The sequence below is a fragment of the Vulcanococcus sp. CPBay_Sum15L08_68 genome, from assembly GCF_017855895.1.
Classification (GTDB): Bacteria; Cyanobacteriota; Cyanobacteriia; order PCC-6307; family Cyanobiaceae; genus Vulcanococcus.
In genome coordinates, this window is the sequence record NZ_JAFMFX010000001.1 from 31,048 (window position 1) to 49,937 (window position 18,890).

Below are 18,890 nucleotides of genomic sequence, written 5' to 3' on the forward strand. Positions count from 1 at the left end.
ATGGTTGAAGAAGCCTGCGAATCGACCTCGGGGTTGAACGAAGCTCAGCGCCATGAACTCTGGATGAGGCGGCTGCTGCGCCGGGCAGAGGCCGTTGGAGAGAAGGGTGAAATCCCTGTGGCGGCCGTCGTGCTGGATGGCCATGGACGGGCCCTGGGCTGGGGGGTCAACCGCAGGCAACGGGAGCAAAGGCCCCTGGGGCATGCGGAGTTAATGGCCTTGGAGCAAGCCGCACGCCTGAGGGGCGACTGGCGCTTTAACGACTGCAGCCTGATCGTGACGCTGGAGCCCTGCCCAATGTGTGCAGGCGCCCTGGTGCAAGCGCGCATGGGACAGGTGATCTTTGGGGCCCATGACCCCAAGCGCGGTGCTCTCGGCGGCTGTCTGAACTTGGCGACGGATCCGAGCGCCCATCACCACATGACAGTGATGGGCGGAGTGCTGGAGCTGGAATGCAAGAGCAGGCTCGAGGCCTGGTTCAAGCAGCGGCGGCAGCAGCGGCAGGCGCAGAAGAGCGGAAGGCCGGAAGCTCTTGCTCAAGCAGGTTGAGCAGGAGATCCACGTTCTCTTCGCGGCTGTTGTAGCCCATCAGCCCGATGCGCCAGACCTTGCCTGCGAGGGCACCCAGGCCTCCGCCCACTTCAATGCCGTGCTTGTTCAGCAGGTGAGTCGTGAAGGCCTTGCCATCGACACCTTCTGGAATGCGAACAGTGGTCAAGGTGGGGAGACGCAGCTCCAGGGGAACGTGGGGTTCAAGCCCAAGCCTCTCAAGACCTGACCAAAGGCGCTCAGCATTGCGGCGGTGGCGCGCCCAGACGTTCGCAAGACCTTCTTCTGCGATCAGGCGCAGGGCCTCGCGCATGCCGAAGTTCATGTTGACCGGTGCGGTGTGGTGATACACCCGGTCACTGCCCCAGTACTGATTCAGCAAGCTGACGTCGAGGTACCAGTTGGGCACCTTGCCGCTGCGGGCAGCCAGCTTCTCCTCGGCGCGGGGACCCATCGAGAAGGGACCGAGGCCGGGAGGGCAGCTCAGGCCCTTTTGGCTGCAGCTGTAGGCCAGATCAACCTTCCATTCATCGAGATACAGGGGCACTGCACCTAAAGAGGTCACCGTGTCGAGCAGCAGGAGACAGTCGTGCTGACGGCAGAGGTCACCGATGCCCTCCATGGGCTGGCAGACACCCGTTGAGGTCTCGGCATGGACCATCGCCAGGACCTTGGGCTTGTGCTGCTTCAAGCCCGCTTCGATCTCAGCAAGACTGAAGGCTTCGCCCCAGGGCTTCTCAATGGTCTGGACATTGGCGCGGTAACGGCCCGCCATGTCCTGAAGACGCAAGCCGAAGTAGCCCTTAACCGCCACGAGGACGGTGTCGCCAGGCTCAACGATGTTGGCGATCGTGGCTTCCATGGCCGCCGATCCCGTGCCACTCATCGGCAGGGTCAGGCGGTTATCGGTTTGCCAGACGTAGCGGAGGAGCTCCTGCACTTCGCCCATCAGGGCGACATACAGGGGGTCCAAATGGCCGATCGGCGAGCGGCTGAGGGCCTCAAGAACCGTCGGGTGGGCATTGGAGGGGCCAGGTCCCAGCAGCAAGCGCTCCGGAGTATCAATCGGAGCAAGCGACAGCCGATGTCGATCTGACACGGTTGATGAGATGGAAGCCAAGGCCTGGGAGGGGGCTGGATGGGTTGAGACTACGCAGTCGCAGGTGCGAGCGAATCAGCGGGCGCGCACGTTGGTATCAGCCAAGCCGCGGCAAAGGTGCTCAAAAGGAGCACGCACAACACTGTTGATGAGCTCCGCATTAGCGGCACCGGAATCGAGCAATTTCTCGCTAATCACATCGGCCATCAGGGCGATGCTGCGAACGGTGGGACCAGTGGGGACACCGAGGCTCTTATAGGTGTCATCGAGGCCGTTCAGGACCCGCTCGTTCAGGATTGTGCTGTCGTCAGCCACCAAGGCGTAGCTGGCGTAGCGAAGGAAGTAATCCATGTCCCGCAGGCAGGCAGCCCAGCGGCGCGTGGTGTAGGCGTTGCCGCCGGGTAGCAACAGCTCGGGATCCGACTGCCAGAGGCGCTGGCTGGCCTCGCGGACGATTTCAGCGGCTTCGCAGTTGATCAGCTCAACCGCAGCGAGACGCAACGACGATTCAGAGAAATAGGTGGCGATTCGGTCAATGGCCGAGCCGTCGAGATAACGGCCGAGCTGGTCGTAACGGCCGATCAGACCGGTGATGGCATCACGCATTGGGGGTGTGAGATCGACGCACCTGGGTTGGACCGTAGCACCGGCAAACGTCCAGATCCCTTGCTGGATCGAGGTTTTGAAGAAGTTGACAGAAACGGTTACTCAAACCAGCGGAGGAGTCCAAAACAGGCCGATCAGTCCTCTATTTGGTTACGGGCGATACAAAGCGGGGTCAACGCCGATCACTACGGTCTGAGCCGTCCGGTACAGGCCGGCACCCACCAAGCCATTCTCAACGCGTCATGGCCAAGACCGCCCAGGACGTCCTCCGTCAGATCAAGGACGAAGGCATTGAACTGATTGACCTCAAGTTCATTGACCTCCACGGCAAGTGGCAGCACCTCACCGTCACCCCTGATCTGGTTGAAGAGGAAGCCTTCACCGAGGGCGTTGCCTTTGACGGCTCCTCCATCCGCGGCTGGAAGGCCATCAACGAGTCGGACATGGCCATGGTGCCCGACCCGAACACCGCCTGGATCGACCCCTTCTACGGCCACAAAACCCTCAGCCTGATTTGCTCCATTCAGGAGCCCCGTAGTGGCAAGCCCTACTCCCGCTGCCCCCGTGCCCTGGCCCAGAAGGCCCTGGACTACCTGAGCTCCAGCGGCCTGGCCGACACGGCCTACTTCGGACCCGAGCCCGAGTTCTTCGTTTTCGACGACGTCCGCTACAAGAGCGCCAATGGCTCGAGCTTCTACAGCGTCGACTCGATCGAGAACCCCTGGAATACCGATCGCGTTGAAGAAGGCGGCAACCTCGCCAACAAAATTCAACTGAAGGAGGGCTACTTCCCCGTCGCCCCGAACGACACCCTTCAGGACATGAGGACCGAGATGCTCCTCACCATGGGCTCCCTGGGTGTGCCCATCGAGAAGCACCACCACGAGGTCGCCACCTCCCAGCATGAGCTGGGCATGAAGTTCGCCGAGCTGATCACCGCGGCGGACAACGTGATGATCTACAAATACGTCGTGCGCAACGTTGCCAAGAAGTACGGCAAGACCGCCACGTTCATGCCCAAGCCGATCTTTGCCGACAACGGCAGCGGCATGCACGTTCACCAGAGCATCTGGAAGAACGGCGACACCCTGATGTGGGGCGATGGCACCTACGCCAACCTGTCCCAAACGGCCCGTTGGTACATCGGTGGCCTGCTGAAGCATGCCCCCAGCTTCCTGGCCTTCACCAACCCGACCACCAACAGCTACAAGCGCCTGGTGCCCGGTTTTGAAGCACCGGTGAACCTGGTGTACTCCCAGGGCAACCGTTCCGCCGCCGTCCGCATCCCGCTGACCGGCATGAATCCCAAGGCCAAGCGCCTGGAATTCCGCTCAGGCGACGCTCTGGCAAACCCCTATCTGGGCTTTGCCGCCATGCTCATGGCCGGCATCGACGGCATCAAGAACCAGATCGATCCGGGCAATGGCACCGACGTCGACCTGTTCGAACTGCCCGCCGAGGAGCTGGCGAAGATCTCGACCGTTCCCGCGTCCCTCAACGGCTCACTGGAAGCCCTCAAGGCTGATCACGAATACCTGTTGGCCGGTGGCGTCTTCACCGAAGACTTCATCGACAACTGGATCGCCCTGAAGTACGAGGAGGTGCAGCAGCTGCGCCAGCGGCCCCACCCCCACGAATTCACCATGTACTACGACGCCTGATCAGGGTCTCGTTCATGGCAGCCCCGGCTTCGGCCGGGGCTTTTTGATGGCGAGTCAGCTGTGACGCAGCTGCTCGATGGCGCTGTCATGCAGCCGTTGCTCATGGGCATGGCGCTGGGCCCAAACCAAGGTCTGAGCGTCGACCCGCTCCTCATGATCCAGGTCGGGCTTGGCCCGGCGCTGAGACAGCCAGCCGCTCAGCCGACGGGCAGCACGCTGGCGCTCTCGCACCCAAGCGACATAGTGCGGCTCATTCAAACGAGCAGAGGGGGTGGTATCGATCATTGACTTCCTCCTTCCTGTTTCACAGATTCATTCTGTAGCTGTTGCTACCAATTTGCGCGCATCTCCATCAATCTTGATCAGAGTTCAAGCCGATACAAGTCCACGGCGACTGCATCCCATCGGCTGAAATAGGTGCCACATGAGATCAGTGGCATCCCGCCCATGGCTGACGCCGTCACCAAGCTCGCCTACGAGGCCCTACAGCAGGGCAAGAGCCTGGTCGGGGTCGCCCACAAGGAGATCAGCACACGCCTGATGGAATTTGTGGCGCCCGATGGAGCGCCCAAAACCCTGCCCATTCCGCCCCAGATGCTGCGGGACCTGCAGGCCTCCCACAAGGCCCTGCTGGACCTGGATTGGCAAGAAGCAGAAGCGGGGCTGTATCCCACCAACTTGCTCTTTGATGCCCCCTGGGGCGATTGGGCCGCGCGCTACCCCCTGGTCTGGCTGGACATGCCCAGCACCTGGACCAGGCGCTCCGAGCGCAACGTCCGTGACCTTCCCACCAACGTCGAGACCGAGAACTACCCCGACTACTACCTGCAGAACTTCCACCATCAGACCGATGGCTATCTGAGCGATCACTCGGCGACCCTCTACGACCTGCAGGTCGAGATCCTGTTCAACGGCACGGCCGATCCCATGCGCCGGCGGGTGATCAAGCCGTTGGTCCAAGGCCTTCGCGCCTTCGGTGACAGACCCAGCAGCTCCCTTCGGGTTCTGGACGTCGCCACCGGTACGGGCCGGACCCTGCATCAACTGCGAGCAGCCCTGCCCCAGGCGCAGCTCGTGGGCCTGGATCTGTCATCGGCCTACCTGCGCCAGGCCAATCGCTGGCTCTCGCAACGTCCATCGGAACTACCCCAGCTGGTCCAGGGCAACGCCGAGTCGATGCCCTTTGCAGAAGGGAGCATGCAGGGGGTGACCTGCGTCTTCTTAATGCACGAACTGCCAGGCGAAGCGCGTCAGGCCGTGATCGAAGACTGCTTCAGGGTTCTGGAACCTGGTGGTGTCCTGGTGCTTGCGGATTCCGTCCAGCTGGCTGACTCACCGCAATTTGAAGTCGCCATGGACAACTTCCGCCGGATGTTCCATGAGCCGTACTACCGCGACTACATCGGCGATGACATCGACGCTCGCCTGAGCGCAGCAGGATTCAGCGGAATTCGTGCCCAATCCCATCTGATGACCCGGGTCTGGACTGCCACCAAGCCCTGACACAGGGCTTGCCACTACTCGCTCGCTCCATAGGGTCTGCTGATGAGCAACCCCTTTCACGTGCGCTGGCTCAACGGCTGGTCCTTCCAGACCGTGCTGATGGAGGGGGCAGTTCAAGTGGAAGCACGAGGCTTCGGAATCTGTCTGCGGACTCCGGTGCGAGCTGGCGAGAGCCCGACGGCAGCCGCTGATCGCCTGGTTCTGGCAGAGGACCGGCGCCGCCGTGCCCTGCATGCCGCCTGGCTCAGGGGAGAGCGACTCAAGGCGAATCGTCCAGATGGCCTGACTCCTGAGGGCAGCAGTCAAGAACAGGCTCCTAGCCCCACCGGACGTTCGCTGATTCGCGTCGCCGCCTGAACGTGACGGTTCAACGCTTCAACAGGACGGCCATGAGGGCGCCCACGCCGCCCCAACGCAGGAATTGCCAAACAACCCGCTCACTCCAGAGAGTGGCCTGAAGCGGACTTGGGAGCGGATCCAACAGTCGCTGGGCTGCTGAGAGCCGCTGTCGCAAACGACGGGCCTGGAGGCTGTCGTCGGAGGGTTCCAGGCGCTCAGCGGCCGACACGGTGGCCAGCAGGTTGGCCAGTTGATGCAGCCAGCGGATCGGCTGGTAGGGGGAGCGCGGTCGCTGTTGCATGGCGTCAGGATGGCCTGGTCCCAACGGATCCGTCCAGTGCAGGCTCAACAGGCGAAGCAAAATCCGCGGGAGTGGCCCCTGGAGAGCCAGCAGTTGGCGCAGGCATTGCATCAGAAGCTGGCCATCAGCAACCAGGACTGGCATGCGCTCAAGGCACAGCCCCAACGGCGGGCAGCCGAGCAACTGACAGCAGCACTGGTGCTGCTGCTGGATCCAGCCAACGGCCCGGCCTCAGCCGGCGTGAGCGCACAGAGGCAACAGGCGACGGCCCTGGTGGAGCATGCCCTCGGCTGGCTCAAGGGTGAGCTGAAGGACCCCGGCTGCCCAACACACGGCCACTAGGCCCTGCGCATCGCCACTTGGACGCGGTTGCCCCTGCGGCTCCAGCGCACATCTTCGAAGCACTGGTGGATCAGGAACAGGCCCCGGCCACTCGCAGCATCCAGGCGATCCGGAAGCGCAGCGACGCGGGCTTGGGCCGGCAGGCCAGGTCCCTCATCTTGAACCTGAAACACACACCACCTGGGGGAGAGGATGCGGCGAATCCGAACGCACTTCAGGGGGTCGTTGCCATTGCCGTGGCGCACGGCATTGACCAGGACCTCCTGGAGGCCCAACTGCAGCGTGGCCTGTTGTTCGGCGCATTGAATCGGCTCCAGCAACAGCTCCAGCAGCGGAGCGAGATGCAGGGTCGATGGGGTGATGTAGTCAGCCCAACGCAGCGCCATAGAGCCCCGGAGAGGGGAACAGCGAACGGATTGACCCTACCGCCGAGTGAAGCGCCGTGCTTCAGGACGCCACGCGTTGTTGCACCCCTGGGTGGGAGAGCAAGGCATCCATCAGACGGACCCCCCGCAACTGATTCACCAGGGGCATGTGCCCCTCCGGGGCTTCGAGGGTCCAGGTGAAGGCCTTGGGGTAACGGGTCCAGATCCCCGCTTGCTTCCAGCCAATCCGCGGCCAAAGCTGCTCCCAGCGGTTGCCCAGGCTGCGCAGCAAACGCAGTTGAACGGAGAAACCAAAACGAGCCTGGGAGAAGGTCACCCAAAGGCGATCCAGACTCTCAAGATCCACGGAGGCCATCGGCGGGACCTCGGAGTAATAGACGTAGCCGCGTTTTTCGGCTGCCGGTCCGGCCAACTGGCGCAGGTGCTCGCTCGTTAGACGGTCGGCTTCCTCGAAGTCCTGACGAATCAAGGCCAACTGCAGGGGGCCGTAATCCAGGCCCTGGCCACTGGTCACGGCGAGCCAGCCCTCTGGGAAACGGGTCCAAAAAGCCTGGGAGAGCGCGTCGTCCTCGGAGACCAACAACTGGATCAGGGTCCCGCAGGCCCAGTCATCTCCAGTGGCATCCCAGCGGTCGATTTGATCGGCGATCAGAGGACGGCACTCACTGCTGCGCTGCAGCACTTGCGGCAGAAGGGAGCGCCGTTGGCGTGGAGCGCTCGTCAGAAAGCGCTCGATCAACTGGTCAGCGCTGACCGTGGTGGTGACGGGTGGTCCGGAGAGCATGGAGACGGGCTGACCTGACGCTGGTGCGACAGCGTTGGCCCACTATGTCAGGCATTGCAGTCCCATAGCGGCAAGAAGCCCACCCAGGATCATCGCCATGGCTGAGCGCCAATCGATTGAGGCTTTCCTGCAGGGCCCGGGTCCGGTGGTGGATGTCCGCGCCCCGGCTGAATTCGAAAAGGGCCATATCCCTGGGGCCCAGAACTTGCCTCTGTTCAGCGACCAGGAGCGTGCAGAGGTCGGAACGAGCTACAAGCAGCAGGGGCGCACTGCGGCGGTGCAGCTCGGCCTCTCGCTGGTGGGGCCAAAGCTGGCCTTCCTAGGGGAAAAGCTGCAGACACTCAGCAAAAGCCATCCAGGGCAACCCCTGAAAATTCACTGCTGGCGCGGCGGAATGCGCTCGGGGAGCATCGCCTGGCTAGCCGAAACCCTCGATCTTGAGGTTCTGCTGCTGGAGGGTGGATACAAGAGCTATCGCCAGTGGGTCCTCGCGCTGATGGAGCAGCCCTGGCCCATTCGCCTTCTCGGCGGACGGACAGGGACGGGGAAGACCGACCTTCTGGTGGCCCTGGCGGAACAAGGCGTGGCGGTGCTGGACCTCGAAGGACTGGCGAATCACCGCGGCAGCAGCTTTGGCGGCTTGGGTTTGCCGGCCCAGCCGACCACGGAGCACTTCGAAAACAAAATCGCTGAAGTGCTGCAGCAGCACCGCTCGGCCCAAGAGATTTGGGTTGAAGCCGAAAGCGTGCAGGTGGGCCGCTGCCGGATTCCCTCGGGGCTCTGGCAGCAGATGCAGGGGGCTCCGCTGCTGGAAATCACAAGACCGGTTGAGGAGCGACTGGAGCAGCTGGTGGCGGTCTACGGGATCCAGGACCCCCTGGCCCTTGCCGATGCCACCCAACGGATCGCCAGACGCCTGGGTCCCCAACGCACCAAAACCGCCCTCGAGGCGATCGAGCAAGCGGATTGGCATGGCGCCTGTGCGCAGATGCTGGACTACTACGACCGCTGCTACGACCACGAGCTCGAGCGCCATGGTCAAACCGAAGAGCCAAGCCCACGGGAGCGACTCGACTGTGCGGGGCTCACTGCGCAGGGAGCCGCCGAGCAACTGATCGAAAGCGGAGCGGCAACCAGATCCGCCGGGCAGCATCACTAGGATCAGCCTTTGCGATAACGGGCGATGGCCGCGATCCAGTTTTTCCCCGGTGTGGATGAGCCGGTCGTGCCCGATATCCGTATGACCCGTTCGCGGGATGGTCGCACCGGTCAGGCGATCTTCGTGTTCGATCAGCCCCAGGCCCTCTCCCCCGAGACCATGGCTGACATCGGCGGCATGTACATGCTCGATGAAGAGGGTCAGATGGTGACCCGCGACGTCAACGCCAAGTTCGTCAACGGCAAGCCTTCGGCCCTGGAGGCCACCTACACCTGGAAAACCACCGAGGATTTCGAGCGGTTCATGCGCTTTGCCGAGCGCTATGCCCAGGCCAATGACCTCGGCTTTGCCCAGAACAAAAAGGACGAAGCTGGCGAAGAGGACGCCAACTGAATTCAATCGCCGCAATCGGCGCTAAAACAACACGAGTTGGCCTCCCCCTTTGCGATTCGGCCAGTGGCTCGGATTGATTGCCACAGCAGCGGCGCTGGTGCTGCTGTGGTCCCTGCGGGAGGTCCTCGTCCTCGTCTTTGCTGCCGTGGTGCTCGCCATGGCGATCTGCACCCTGGTGGGTGTGACCCAAGAGCGCTTGCGCTGCAACCGTCCGCTGGCGCTCTTCATCAGCCTGGGGGGCTTGCTTGTGGTGGTGGTGCTGACCACCGCCGTCGTGGTCCCACCGTTTGTTGCCCAGTTCCAAGAACTGCTGCGGCAGCTTCCAGCAGCCCTGCAGTTGGCGATGCAGCTGCTACGCCGCACCCTGGATCAGAGCAGTCAGATGCTCTATGGCCGCGAGGCGCTGCAGTGGTTGCAGAAGAGCTGGCTCAGCCAGGGGTCCGGCAGCCTTGACCCGACCGAGGGGTTCCTGAAGCTGCTTGGGATTGCAGGGAACCTGGGCAGCGGGCTTGTGGAGCTGCTGTTTGTGGTCGCTGTCAGCCTGATGGTGGCGATCCAACCCCAGGCCTACCGGGAAATCGCGATCCTGCTGGTCCCATCGTTTTATCGGCGACGCTTCCGGGACGTTCTCACGCTCTGCGGTGAGGCCCTCAGCAGTTGGATGGCCGGCGTGCTGATCAGCTCGCTCTGCGTCGGCGTCTTGGCCGCCATCGGCCTGTCACTACTGGGGGTGAAGCTGGTGGCCGCCAACGCGCTATTGGCTGGCCTGCTGAACATCATTCCCAACATCGGACCGACCTTGAGCACGGTCTTTCCAATGTCCGTGGCGTTGCTCGATTCACCGGTCAAAGCGCTGCTGGTGCTGCTGCTTTATGTGGTGATTCAGCACATCGAGAGCTACCTGATCACCCCTTCGGTGATGCATCACCAGGTGAAGTTGCTGCCTGGATTGACCTTGATTGCCCAATTCTTCTTCACGGTGATCTTTGGTCCCTTGGGACTGCTGTTGGCGCTGCCACTGGCGGTCTGCCTCCAGGTCCTGGTTCGCGAGGTGCTGATCCAAGACGTTCTGAACGGCTGGGAACTCCCGATGGCTGAGCGCTGATGACACCACGCAGTTTGCTGTTGCTGCTGTCCCTTGTGGTTCTTGGGCTCTTGGCCTGGGAACTGCGCTGGGTCCTGATGGTGCTCTTCGGTGCCGTCGTCCTCGCTGTCGCCCTCGACGTGCCCGTGAGCTGGTTGCGCCGAGGCCTGAGGCTCAGCCGGCCACTGGCACTCCTGCTGGTGCTGATGGTGCTGGCTCTTCTGAGCTGGCAACTCACGGACTTACTCCTGCCTGAATTGCTCGAGCAGCTCAACCAGTTGACCCAGCTGGTGCCGGCGCTGATTGCACGCCTTTCGGAATTGCTGGGCGGTGTCAGCGTCCTGGAGGGTCTGGAAGGTCGACTCGCCGATCTGATCACACTCGACAAGTTGCAACCCATTGGAGCCCAACTGATTGGGTTCGCCGGGGGAGCGGCCAGCGGCACCGTGCTGCTGCTGTTGATGGGGCTGCTGGCGATCCTGTTGGTCCTCGATCCGCGCAGTCACCAACGCCTGGTGTTGGCCTTGACGCCAGCCCACAGCCGGCCGCTGGTGCAGAACCTCCTGACAGAAAGCCGCCAAGCCCTCGGGGGCTGGCTGGCGGGAATGACGCTCTCGGCCTCGGTGGTGTTCCTCCTGACCTGGGCCGGCCTGGCCGCCTTGAAGGTCCCCTTGGCCCTGTTGAGCGGACTGATCTGCGGCCTTCTGACCTTTGTGCCCACCATCGGCCCCACCCTGGCGAGCCTGCTACCGGTGGCTGTGTCGCTGTTGATCTCGCCGACCCTGGCCGTTCAGGTGATCGTGCTTCGCCTGGTGCTGCAGAACGGCGAGGCGTTCCTACTCACGCCCCTGCTCCTGAGTCGAACGGTCAATCTGCTGCCCACCGTCGCGCTGATGGCGCAGCTCAGCCTGGGGGCACTGCTGGGCCTACCCGGTGTACTGCTGGCCCTACCGCTTGTCGTCGTCCTCCAGGTCTTCTCTCAACGGGTGCTGGTGGAGCAGGTCATGGACCGGTGGACCTAGGGCTATCGCCGCTGGCGGATCAAGCTCGGGGTCAAGATCAAGACCGTGACCGCAAGCAAGTGATAGCGGGGAATCATCAACAAGCTGATCCAGGTGAAGTGCTCGGCTAGGAGCTGAAGCTCAGCGCGCAGATCCCAGAGGGCAAGGAGTGCCAACGCCACCGGGGCCCATGGCACAGAGAACCGCCTGGATCGCGTCATCGACGCGAGAGAACGGGCAAGAGTGTGGGTGCAATACCGATGCTGGACCAGCTGCCAACGCCAATGCCAACGGTCAGGGCCACGGCGAACCAGAACAAGCTGCTGCCGCCAAAGAGCAGCAACGAGACCAACGGCAGCAGGGTGGTGAAGGACGTGTAGAGCGAGCGGGTCAAGGTGGCATCCACCGCCACATCAACCTGTTCCTGCAAGCTCATGCCCTGAAGAGCCCTTTTTTGCTCGCGAATGCGGTCGAAGACAACCACCGTGTCATTGACCGAATAACCCGCGACGGTGATCAACGCCACGGCAAACAGGGAATTGACCTCAATGCCGCTGATCAGTCCCAACCAGGCGAAGACCCCGCAAGTAATGACGATGTCGTGGGCCAGGCAGAGCAGGGCCAAGCCTGCAAACACCCCGTCGTAGCGAAAGCTGATGTAGAGCGCGATCGCAGCAAAGCTGACCAACAGGGAAATCAGGCTTCCTTTGAGCAGCTGGGAGCCAAGGGTGGGTCCAATGGTGTTGATCGCAACCTGTTGGGGATTCACCGTGCCAATCACCGGGGCCAAACCTTCGATCAGGGCCCGGGTCTGCTCGGGCTCAAGGTCCGGCAGGCGCAGATCCACCGAACGACCGCGGTCGAGCACCTGCACTCCAGCATTGACCAGCTGGGGAGCCGCTTGACCACCGACCTCCGGCAGCGTGAGCATGCGCAACTGCTGACGCACCTCAGCGGCTTTGAGTCCCGCACAGTCCGCTCCGCTGCAGCTGCGCTGAATCTCCACCTGGGTTCCACCGGTGAAATCCAAACCGGGCTTCAAGGGAGCGGCGATGCGGGGGTTGCTCCAACACAAGGCCATCCCCACCAGACTGAGCAGGACAGCCAAACCAGAAGCAAGCCAGCCCTGGCGGCGGATGCGGCTGATGCGAAAGCGGGGCGCGGTGGCGGCCACGGAGGTCGAGGAATCGGACATCAGGAGGCCTGGGCTGGCAGCTGGGACTGGGGCAAGAAGTAGCTGGAGCGGCGCAGGGCGGGATACCCCATCAAGAGACGCAGCAGGGTGCGGGTGCAGGTCAAAGCCGTGAACAGGCTGAGCACCAAGCCGATGCCCAAGGTGACGGCAAAGCCCTTCACCAAGCCAGTGCCAAGCGCAAAGAGCGCCACGCAGCTAATCAAACCGGTGATGTGGCCATCAAGGATGGATGAGAAGGCCAGCGAGAAACCCGCATCAATCGAGCGGATCAGGGTGTTCCCGCGTCGCAACTCCTCTTTGACCCGCTCAAAAATCAGAACGTTCGCGTCGACAGCGATCCCGATCGAGAGGATGAAGCCTGCGATCCCTGGCAGGGTCAAGGTGACGGGGATCAGGGCATACATGGCCAGGTTGAACAGGGCATAGAGCGCCAGAGCAACCACGGCCACAACGCCGGGCAAGCGGTAGACGACGACCATGAAGACGGCGACCAAGGCCAAGCCCAGCAGGGCAGCCTGAAGGCTGCGTTGGACGTTCTCGCTACCGAGAGTGGCGCCAATGGTGCGCTGCTCGATCACCTCCACCGGCAAGGGCAGTGAGCCACCGCGGAGCTGAACCTCCAGGTCGCGGGCCTCTTCGGCGCTGAAGTTGCCCGTGATGCTTGCGGCACCGCCGCTGATGCCGGCGGGTTTGAACTCCGGCCCCACACTCGCTTCGCTGATGGAGCGGCCGTCGAGAACGATGCCAAGGAGGCGTCCGCTACCGGCAATGCTCTGGGTGAGTTGGGCGAACTTACGGCCCCCCTCGGTGTTGAAACTCAAGGTGACATCCCAGGCGCTGCCGGCCTGGTTCTGCTGACGCCCGGCACCCGTGAGGTCCTTACCGGTGAGGGCGGCCGGCTCGTAGAGGTCGACGATCTTGGTGTTGACCGCCGCCAGCAACAACTCCAGCTGCTCGGTCTCCGTGCTGCCGGCAGGGGCACTGACGCCGGCGTCCTTGAGGAGCTGTGCCAGGCCATCGGCATCAAGGTCGACCGCTTGGGTTTGACCTTGATCCTTGGAGCGGCGCAGGTTGAGAACCGCTTGGGCCTGGCGCTTGAGCTTGAGCAGGCCGCTCATCTGCTGTTCAGTGCCTGGCTTCTGCGCGCGGAACTCCAGAAGGGCCGTGGTGCCCAAGACCTTGGCGGCACGGCTGGGGTCCTGTTCACCCGGCAGCTGCAGCAGGAGTTGATCGTCGCCAATGGTCTGAAGGGTGGATTCACTCACCCCCAGGCCATTGATGCGCCGGTCCAGGACGTCCTTAACGGCCTCCAGTTGCTCGCTCTGCACGCGCTGAATCGCACCAGCCGGCAGGACTTGAAGGGTCAGTTGACTGCCCCCGCGCAGGTCGAGACCCAACTGCAGTGGGAACGAAGCAAGAACAGCCCCGGCTGCGAAGGCCAGGGCCAAGATCAGGGCAAACCACCCCTGTTGACGTGCCATTTCAGACCTGGCCAGCCTTGAGGGCTTTGGCCGCTTCAACGATCTGATGCGGCTGAATGATGGTCAGGTTTTCCAGGGTGCCGTTGTAGGGCGTGGGGATGTCCTGGGAGGAGAGACGGATCGGGCGGGCGTCCAGGTCGTCAAAGCAGTGCTCGGTGATCAAGGCGATCAACTCGGCGCCAATGCCGCCGGTCTTCATGCACTCCTCAACCACCAGGACCTTGTGGGTCTTGCGGATGGAGCGGGAGATCGTCTCCATGTCGAAGGGCTTCAGGCTGATCAGGTCGATCAGCTCCACGCTCACACCCTCCTTCTCCAGCTGTTCCACGGCCTTCAGGCAGTGGTGACGCATGCGGGAGTAGGTGAGGATCGTGACATCGCTTCCTTCCTTGACCAGATCGGCCTGGTCCAGGGCGCAGGTGTAGTCGCCCTCGGGGATGTCCTCAGAGAGGTTGTAGAGCAACACGTGCTCGAAGAAGAGCACGGGGTTGTTGTCGCGAATCGCCGCCTTCATCAGGCCCTTGGCATTCGTCGGGGTGCTGACGGCAACGATCTTGATGCCGGGAACCGCGTGGAAATAGGCCTCGAGACGCTGGCTGTGCTCCGCGCCCAGCTGACGGCCCACACCACCAGGGCCGCGCACCACGGTGGGAATCGTGAAGTTGCCACCGCTGGTGTAGCGGAGCATCCCCATGTTGTTGGAGATCTGGTTGAAGGCGAGCAGCAGGAAGCCCATGTTCATGCCCTCAACGATCGGGCGAAGGCCCGTCATCGCCGCACCAACGGCCATGCCCGTGAAGGCGTTCTCAGCAATCGGGGTGTCCAGGACCCGCAGTTCGCCGTACTTGTCGTAGAGATCCTTCGTGACCTTGTAGGAACCGCCGTACTGACCGACGTCTTCCCCCATCACGCAGACATGGGGATCACGCGCCATCTCTTCGTCGATGGCCTCACGCAGGGCGTTGAAGAGAAGGGTCTCTGCCACGGTTGAAAAGCGGGTCCGGCACTGGACCGGGGTGGGGCCAACCTATCTCAACCGCCTGCGGCGAAGGTCAGCAACAACAACACTGACAACAGCATTCCGGGTGAGAGGAGCAGCACCAGCAGCTGTAGGTCGTGGCCGGTCATGTCGTCGTCAGGCTGCCCGTGGCCGAAGGCTAGGGGGTTTCTTCCGCCTGTTCCCAGCCCGGTAAGAGGCTGCGGATAAATGTCAGGAACAGGCCCAATCCAATGAAGGCAAAGGTGAAGGTGGCCAGAAAGGTCATCCCCACCACCAGGGTCTTCATAAAGACCGCAATGCTCTGGGCAAAGCGGGCCTCGTACTGGGGCGGATGGTCGGCGTAGTAGCCCACCACCTTCCCGGCCAATTGCAGCGCAAGCCAGCCGAAGCCAAAGCTCGTCAGGGAGCCGCTCAAGAAGCTGATCGGCCCCTTGCGCGGTTTCTGCTTGGCGCTGGCGAGGTCTTTGCTGTCGCTTTGGGTCTCACTCACGCGGGGTGGATGGTGCTGCGTTCAGACCAGCGTGGCACCAGAGCCCGTGCAGCGGCACACCCAGGACTCAAAGCCAGCGGCTGCCAGGGGAGCGGCCAACTGCTGCTGCGCCGCTTCGGCGGCGTCCCGGTCGACGAACAAGGCGAACAGGCTTGGCCCTGAGCCGCTCATGGCCACCGCAGCGGCCGCCTCAGCCCGCCGCAGGATCGACAATCCCTCCCGAACGCTCGCCACCTCCGGCTCCACCACCCTCTGGAGGTCATTGCGGATCGCCGGCAGGGGCGCTCCGCCGCTCAATCCCTGCAACAACGCTGCCTCACGTAGGGCCTGGCGCCGCTGCTCAAAGTCGGCCTCAGTCGAGAGGTAGTCCGCTCCAAATTGCTCCCGGCACTGCCTGTAGGCCCAGGGGGTGGAGACGCTGGACTCTGGATGCTTGATCAGCAGCACCCCCAGTGCAGGGGGCTCCGGCAGGCCTGCGGACTCCAGAACCTCGCCCCGGCCAAAGCACAGCTGGGTGCCGCCATCCAGGCAGAACGGCATGTCCGAGCCGAGCTCAGCGGCCATCGCCAAGAGCTGCTCAGCGCTGAACCCACAGCCCCAAAGCGTGTTCAGACCCACCAGAGCCGCCGCACCATTGCTCGAGCCCCCCGCCAGCCCTGCCCCAATGGGGATGCGTTTGGTCAGGTGCATTGCCACACCGAGCTCGGGCAGCCCCACCCGCTGCTTCAGCAACTCAGCCGCCTTGACGATCAGGTTGTTGCCATCGGTCGGCAGGTCCGAGCGATCACAGCGCAGGCTCACCGCTCCATCAGCCGTCGGGATGAGGCTGATCGTGTCGGCCAAATCCAGGGTCTGCATCACCATCGCCAGCTCGTGAAAGCCGTCAGGGCGAAGGCCCAGCACCTCGAGATGCAGGTTGATCTTGGCGGGGGCGCTGACCTGCAGCTCAGCCATGGCGAGATTGCGTCGAGTCCGGGATGAGCCGATTCAAGCCCGCCGCCAGGCTCACCCAACGCTCTGGTGCCACCTCCTGGGGACGCTGCTGCAGACCGATCTCCGCGGCCTCGGTCAGGCTCTGCAACTGCTCAGCCTCCACCAGGCCCGAGAGGGTGTTGCGCAGCATCTTGCGGCGGGCAGCGAAACAGCGTCGCAGCAGCATCTCCACCGTTTTGGCCAGGGCTGGATCCAGTCGCTGCTCGAGCGCTAAGGGATCCAGGGCCACCACCTCACTCATGACCTTCGGCGGCGGTTGGAAGCAGCGAGGGGGCACAGGACAGACCGTGCTGCAGCGCGCCAAGAGCTGCATCCGCACACTCAGGGCGGAATAGGCACTACTGCCGGGACGGGCCCGAATCCGCTCACCCACCTCCTGCTGCACCAACAGCACCAAACGGCGATAGGGCTGCAGCGCTGGGCGATCAAGACGTCCGACCAGGCGCTCCAACAGGGGCCCTGTGATGTTGTACGGAATGTTGGCGACCACGGCGGTGGCCTCCGGCAGCTCCACCGCCAACACATCCCCTTCGGTCAACGAGAAGCGCGGATTCGCACCAAAGCGCTCCTGCAGGCCCGACACCAGATCACGGTCCAGCTCAACGGCGCAGACCGCGCGGGCGGAGGACTCCAAGAGCCGCTCGGTGAGGGCTCCTCGACCCGGGCCCACCTCGAGGACCGTGTCAGCGGCGGTCAACGCAGCGGCCTGAAGAATCCGATCGAGCACGGACTGGTCCTTCAGCCAGTGCTGGCCAAAACGTTTGCGGGCGCGATGGGCCGCGAAGGACATCAGAGGACGGGCGCAGGCCTACGTCCACATTGCTTCACTCAGCGCCAAGGCAACCAACGCACAGGCCGGCGGCTTGGGGGCAGTGGGACCAAGGCACAGATCCATTCCCAGTGGCAGTCCTGATACTGCGGATGCCGCTGCAACCAGAGCATCAAGCTGCTCTCCAGCCGCAACCGCTTGGGCCGCTTCAGGGCCGCCATCCCCCAGGCGTCCGGACCCGAGCGGGATCGGCCCTTGACCTCCACCAGCAGCAGGCGCCCAGGTTTGTGGAGCAGCAAATCGAGCTCACCCCAACGGCAACACCAGCGCTGCTCAAGCAAGCGCCAGCCAGCGGCCTGCAGCAGCCGCAGCGCCCGCTGCTCAGCCCAGTGGCCCTGCCGTTGTGAAGGAGAACGTCCGATCGCCTGCAGCCAGCACTGCCCCTCAGGATTCCCCTGCGGATGGCAGCTGACCGCGCAGCTGCCGCAGGCAGTACTTGCAGCCGCCCGTGGTCACCAGGTGACGCTCGGGCGTGATCGAGATCTGACGGACCGGATGCTCCCGGCAGCGGATCTTGATCGGCGACTTAAAACTTCTGTATTGGATGCCGCTGTAGTCGTAGCGCTCCCCGAAGCGCGCCCTGGCCCGGGCCAAAAACGTATCGCGGTCGATCGGGTTGCCCATGGGCCTGCACTGGCGGTCGATCGCTCGACCCGTTCCGCTCAGTGAACCAAAAACGAGAGGGTCGTGAGGTTAGGAGAACAACCAACCGTCCCCACCCAAACAGCCTGCCTAGGGTTGCCAGGCACCGGCTCTCCTCCATGCGTCGCTTCTTCCGGTCCCTGCTGTCCTCAGCGCTGCTTGCGCTGATCCTCCTTGTGGCGCAACCCGCACAGGCGGCGATGGACTACGCCAAGCAGGTGTTGATCGGCCACGACTTCGCCGGAGTCGACCTGCATGGCGCGACCTTCAATCTGACGAACCTGCGGGAAGCGGACTTCCACGGGGCCGACCTGCGCGGCGCCAGCCTCTACGGCGCCAAGCTCCAGGACGCCAACCTCGCCGGAGCGGACCTCAGCGACGCCACCCTCGACTCGGCCGTCCTCGAGGGAACGGACCTGCGCAATGCGGTCCTTGAGAACGCCTTTGCCTTCAACACCCGCTTCAAGGACGTCCTGATCGATGGGGCGGACTTCACCAACGTGCCCTTCCGCGGTGATGTCCTGAAAACCCTCTGCGCCAGTGCCAGCGGCACGAACCCCGTGACCGGTCGCGTCACCAAAGACACCCTTGAGTGCAGCTGATGAGCTTCGATGCCCGCAGCCTGGAGCGCCTGCAAGAACTCGGCCGCTCCCTCCCCAAGCCCCTTCCCAAACCCGAGACCAGCGTCGAGCCGAAGCGGGCCTCCGCCAAACGCCATCGCGTTGAGACCGAGACCGATCCCCAGGCGCTATTCGGGGAATTGATGAAGGCCAGCCAAGACGGGACGGTCCCCCCCCATCTGATGGATCGCCTGCGCCAGGCGGAAGCCGATCAAGAGCGCAAACGGCAAGCCGCCCAACGGGAGCAGCTGCAATCCCTACAAGGCCAAACCAACCGCAGCCCTGGTGGCCTGCAAGCCCAGGGCAAACCCCAGGAACTCCGGCCCAATCAGCAGCGCCGGCGCCCCGCCAACAGCGAAGAACAGGATCTCTATGTGGCCTTCCAGCAGTTTCTGCTGGAAGGGGACGAGGAGAGCTGAGACCAACCCCTGGG

The 18,890-nt window shown here is 63.4% G+C and carries 26 protein-coding genes; 11 read left to right on the forward strand and 15 right to left on the reverse strand.

Going from position 1 to position 18,890, the window contains the following annotated elements:
• Positions 1-549, forward strand: coding sequence for a nucleoside deaminase (locus QZ189_RS00140; protein ID WP_247478291.1), 549 nt, complete (start codon positions 1-3; stop codon positions 547-549).
• Here QZ189_RS00140 and QZ189_RS00145 read toward each other — a convergent pair.
• Complete coding sequence (locus tag QZ189_RS00145) at positions 479-1,648, reverse strand: alanine--glyoxylate aminotransferase family protein (RefSeq protein ID WP_296420484.1); 1,170 nt, start codon at positions 1,646-1,648, stop codon at positions 479-481. The genes QZ189_RS00140 and QZ189_RS00145 overlap by 71 nt on opposite strands.
• A gap of 75 nt (positions 1,649-1,723) precedes the next feature.
• Complete coding sequence (locus QZ189_RS00150; RefSeq protein ID WP_010316875.1) at positions 1,724-2,254, reverse strand: allophycocyanin subunit beta; 531 nt, start codon at positions 2,252-2,254, stop codon at positions 1,724-1,726.
• Positions 2,255-2,496: 242 nt separating this feature from the next.
• Here QZ189_RS00150 and glnA point away from each other — a divergent pair, with 242 nt between their 5' ends.
• A complete protein-coding gene (glnA, locus tag QZ189_RS00155) occupies positions 2,497-3,915 on the forward strand; it encodes a type I glutamate--ammonia ligase (RefSeq protein WP_010316874.1) in 1,419 nt (472 codons plus the stop codon).
• A 54-nt stretch (positions 3,916-3,969) separates the two neighbouring features.
• Here the strand turns inward: glnA and QZ189_RS00160 are convergent, their stop codons facing one another.
• Positions 3,970-4,146, reverse strand: a complete 177-nt coding sequence (locus tag QZ189_RS00160) for a hypothetical protein (RefSeq protein WP_232197292.1) — start codon at positions 4,144-4,146, stop codon at positions 3,970-3,972.
• 216 nt (positions 4,147-4,362) lie between these two features.
• Here QZ189_RS00160 and QZ189_RS00165 point away from each other — a divergent pair, with 216 nt between their 5' ends.
• Complete coding sequence (locus tag QZ189_RS00165; protein ID WP_029626287.1) at positions 4,363-5,418, forward strand: class I SAM-dependent methyltransferase; 1,056 nt, start codon at positions 4,363-4,365, stop codon at positions 5,416-5,418.
• A 42-nt stretch (positions 5,419-5,460) separates the two neighbouring features.
• Positions 5,461-5,775, forward strand: a complete 315-nt coding sequence (locus QZ189_RS00170) for a copper-binding protein (protein ID WP_247478276.1) — start codon at positions 5,461-5,463, stop codon at positions 5,773-5,775.
• A gap of 10 nt (positions 5,776-5,785) precedes the next feature.
• Here the strand turns inward: QZ189_RS00170 and QZ189_RS00175 are convergent, their stop codons facing one another.
• Complete coding sequence (locus QZ189_RS00175) at positions 5,786-6,058, reverse strand: hypothetical protein (protein WP_010316870.1); 273 nt, start codon at positions 6,056-6,058, stop codon at positions 5,786-5,788.
• Between the two features lie 9 nt (positions 6,059-6,067).
• Here QZ189_RS00175 and QZ189_RS00180 point away from each other — a divergent pair, with 9 nt between their 5' ends.
• Positions 6,068-6,400, forward strand: coding sequence for a DUF6439 family protein (locus QZ189_RS00180; RefSeq protein WP_296415835.1), 333 nt, complete (start codon positions 6,068-6,070; stop codon positions 6,398-6,400).
• On the opposite strand, the gene QZ189_RS00185 is transcribed toward QZ189_RS00180, so the two are convergent.
• Both QZ189_RS00185 and QZ189_RS00190 read right to left on the reverse strand, forming a co-directional pair.
• Entirely contained in the window at positions 6,397-6,786 is a 390-nt protein-coding gene (locus QZ189_RS00185) for an ATP-binding protein (protein WP_010316868.1), read from the reverse strand. The genes QZ189_RS00180 and QZ189_RS00185 overlap by 4 nt on opposite strands.
• A 61-nt stretch (positions 6,787-6,847) precedes the next feature.
• Positions 6,848-7,570 (reverse strand): GUN4 domain-containing protein, encoded by a 723-nt coding sequence (locus tag QZ189_RS00190; protein ID WP_296415837.1) that lies wholly within the window; start codon positions 7,568-7,570, stop codon positions 6,848-6,850.
• A 97-nt stretch (positions 7,571-7,667) separates the two neighbouring features.
• Here QZ189_RS00190 and mnmH point away from each other — a divergent pair, with 97 nt between their 5' ends.
• The 4 genes from mnmH to QZ189_RS00210 are packed head-to-tail and all read left to right on the forward strand — an operon-like array spanning position 7,668 to position 11,228.
• Positions 7,668-8,729, forward strand: a complete 1,062-nt coding sequence (gene mnmH / locus QZ189_RS00195) for a tRNA 2-selenouridine(34) synthase MnmH (protein WP_296417681.1) — start codon at positions 7,668-7,670, stop codon at positions 8,727-8,729.
• Positions 8,730-8,753: 24 nt separating this feature from the next.
• Entirely contained in the window at positions 8,754-9,122 is a 369-nt protein-coding gene (psb28, locus tag QZ189_RS00200; protein WP_247478268.1) for a photosystem II reaction center protein Psb28, read from the forward strand.
• Positions 9,123-9,171: 49 nt separating this feature from the next.
• Entirely contained in the window at positions 9,172-10,227 is a 1,056-nt protein-coding gene (locus QZ189_RS00205) for an AI-2E family transporter (RefSeq protein ID WP_296415840.1), read from the forward strand.
• Positions 10,227-11,228 (forward strand): AI-2E family transporter, encoded by a 1,002-nt coding sequence (locus QZ189_RS00210; protein WP_010316859.1) that lies wholly within the window; start codon positions 10,227-10,229, stop codon positions 11,226-11,228. The genes QZ189_RS00205 and QZ189_RS00210 overlap by 1 nt, the downstream gene beginning before the upstream one ends.
• Positions 11,229-11,230: 2 nt before the next feature.
• Here QZ189_RS00210 and QZ189_RS00215 read toward each other — a convergent pair whose 3' ends face one another.
• From QZ189_RS00215 to QZ189_RS00255, 9 genes are all read right to left on the reverse strand, one after another.
• Entirely contained in the window at positions 11,231-11,383 is a 153-nt protein-coding gene (locus QZ189_RS00215) for a hypothetical protein (protein ID WP_232197291.1), read from the reverse strand.
• A 41-nt stretch (positions 11,384-11,424) separates the two neighbouring features.
• Positions 11,425-12,402 carry a protein translocase subunit SecF gene (secF, locus tag QZ189_RS00220; RefSeq protein WP_247478262.1) on the reverse strand — a complete coding sequence of 326 codons (978 nt, stop codon included), beginning with the start codon at positions 12,400-12,402 and terminating at the stop codon, positions 11,425-11,427.
• A complete protein-coding gene (gene secD, locus QZ189_RS00225) occupies positions 12,402-13,883 on the reverse strand; it encodes a protein translocase subunit SecD (RefSeq protein WP_296415841.1) in 1,482 nt (493 codons plus the stop codon). Before secD ends, secF begins: the two co-directional genes overlap by 1 nt.
• Position 13,884: 1 nt before the next feature.
• A complete protein-coding gene (locus tag QZ189_RS00230; protein ID WP_010316850.1) occupies positions 13,885-14,868 on the reverse strand; it encodes a pyruvate dehydrogenase complex E1 component subunit beta in 984 nt (327 codons plus the stop codon).
• Positions 14,869-15,040: 172 nt separating this feature from the next.
• Entirely contained in the window at positions 15,041-15,373 is a 333-nt protein-coding gene (locus tag QZ189_RS00235; RefSeq protein ID WP_296415842.1) for a DUF3082 domain-containing protein, read from the reverse strand.
• A 21-nt stretch (positions 15,374-15,394) separates the two neighbouring features.
• Positions 15,395-16,327, reverse strand: coding sequence for a 4-(cytidine 5'-diphospho)-2-C-methyl-D-erythritol kinase (ispE, locus tag QZ189_RS00240; RefSeq protein ID WP_296420486.1), 933 nt, complete (start codon positions 16,325-16,327; stop codon positions 15,395-15,397).
• The gene (gene rsmA, locus QZ189_RS00245) at positions 16,320-17,156 is read right to left on the reverse strand and encodes a 16S rRNA (adenine(1518)-N(6)/adenine(1519)-N(6))-dimethyltransferase RsmA (RefSeq protein WP_296420488.1); all 837 of its coding nucleotides are present in this window, start codon (positions 17,154-17,156) and stop codon (positions 16,320-16,322) included. Before rsmA ends, ispE begins: the two co-directional genes overlap by 8 nt.
• A gap of 38 nt (positions 17,157-17,194) precedes the next feature.
• Complete coding sequence (locus QZ189_RS00250) at positions 17,195-17,566, reverse strand: YraN family protein (protein ID WP_363155073.1); 372 nt, start codon at positions 17,564-17,566, stop codon at positions 17,195-17,197.
• Positions 17,567-17,579: 13 nt separating this feature from the next.
• On the reverse strand, positions 17,580-17,819 hold the full coding sequence (locus QZ189_RS00255) for a hypothetical protein (protein ID WP_296415845.1): 240 nt from the start codon (positions 17,817-17,819) through the stop codon (positions 17,580-17,582).
• Positions 17,820-17,956: 137 nt separating this feature from the next.
• On the opposite strand from QZ189_RS00255, the gene QZ189_RS00260 reads away from it, so the two are divergent.
• Positions 17,957-18,439, forward strand: coding sequence for a pentapeptide repeat-containing protein (locus tag QZ189_RS00260; protein WP_296415846.1), 483 nt, complete (start codon positions 17,957-17,959; stop codon positions 18,437-18,439).
• Entirely contained in the window at positions 18,439-18,876 is a 438-nt protein-coding gene (locus QZ189_RS00265; RefSeq protein ID WP_296417672.1) for a hypothetical protein, read from the forward strand. Before QZ189_RS00260 ends, QZ189_RS00265 begins: the two co-directional genes overlap by 1 nt.
• Positions 18,877-18,890: the final 14 nt, after the last annotated feature.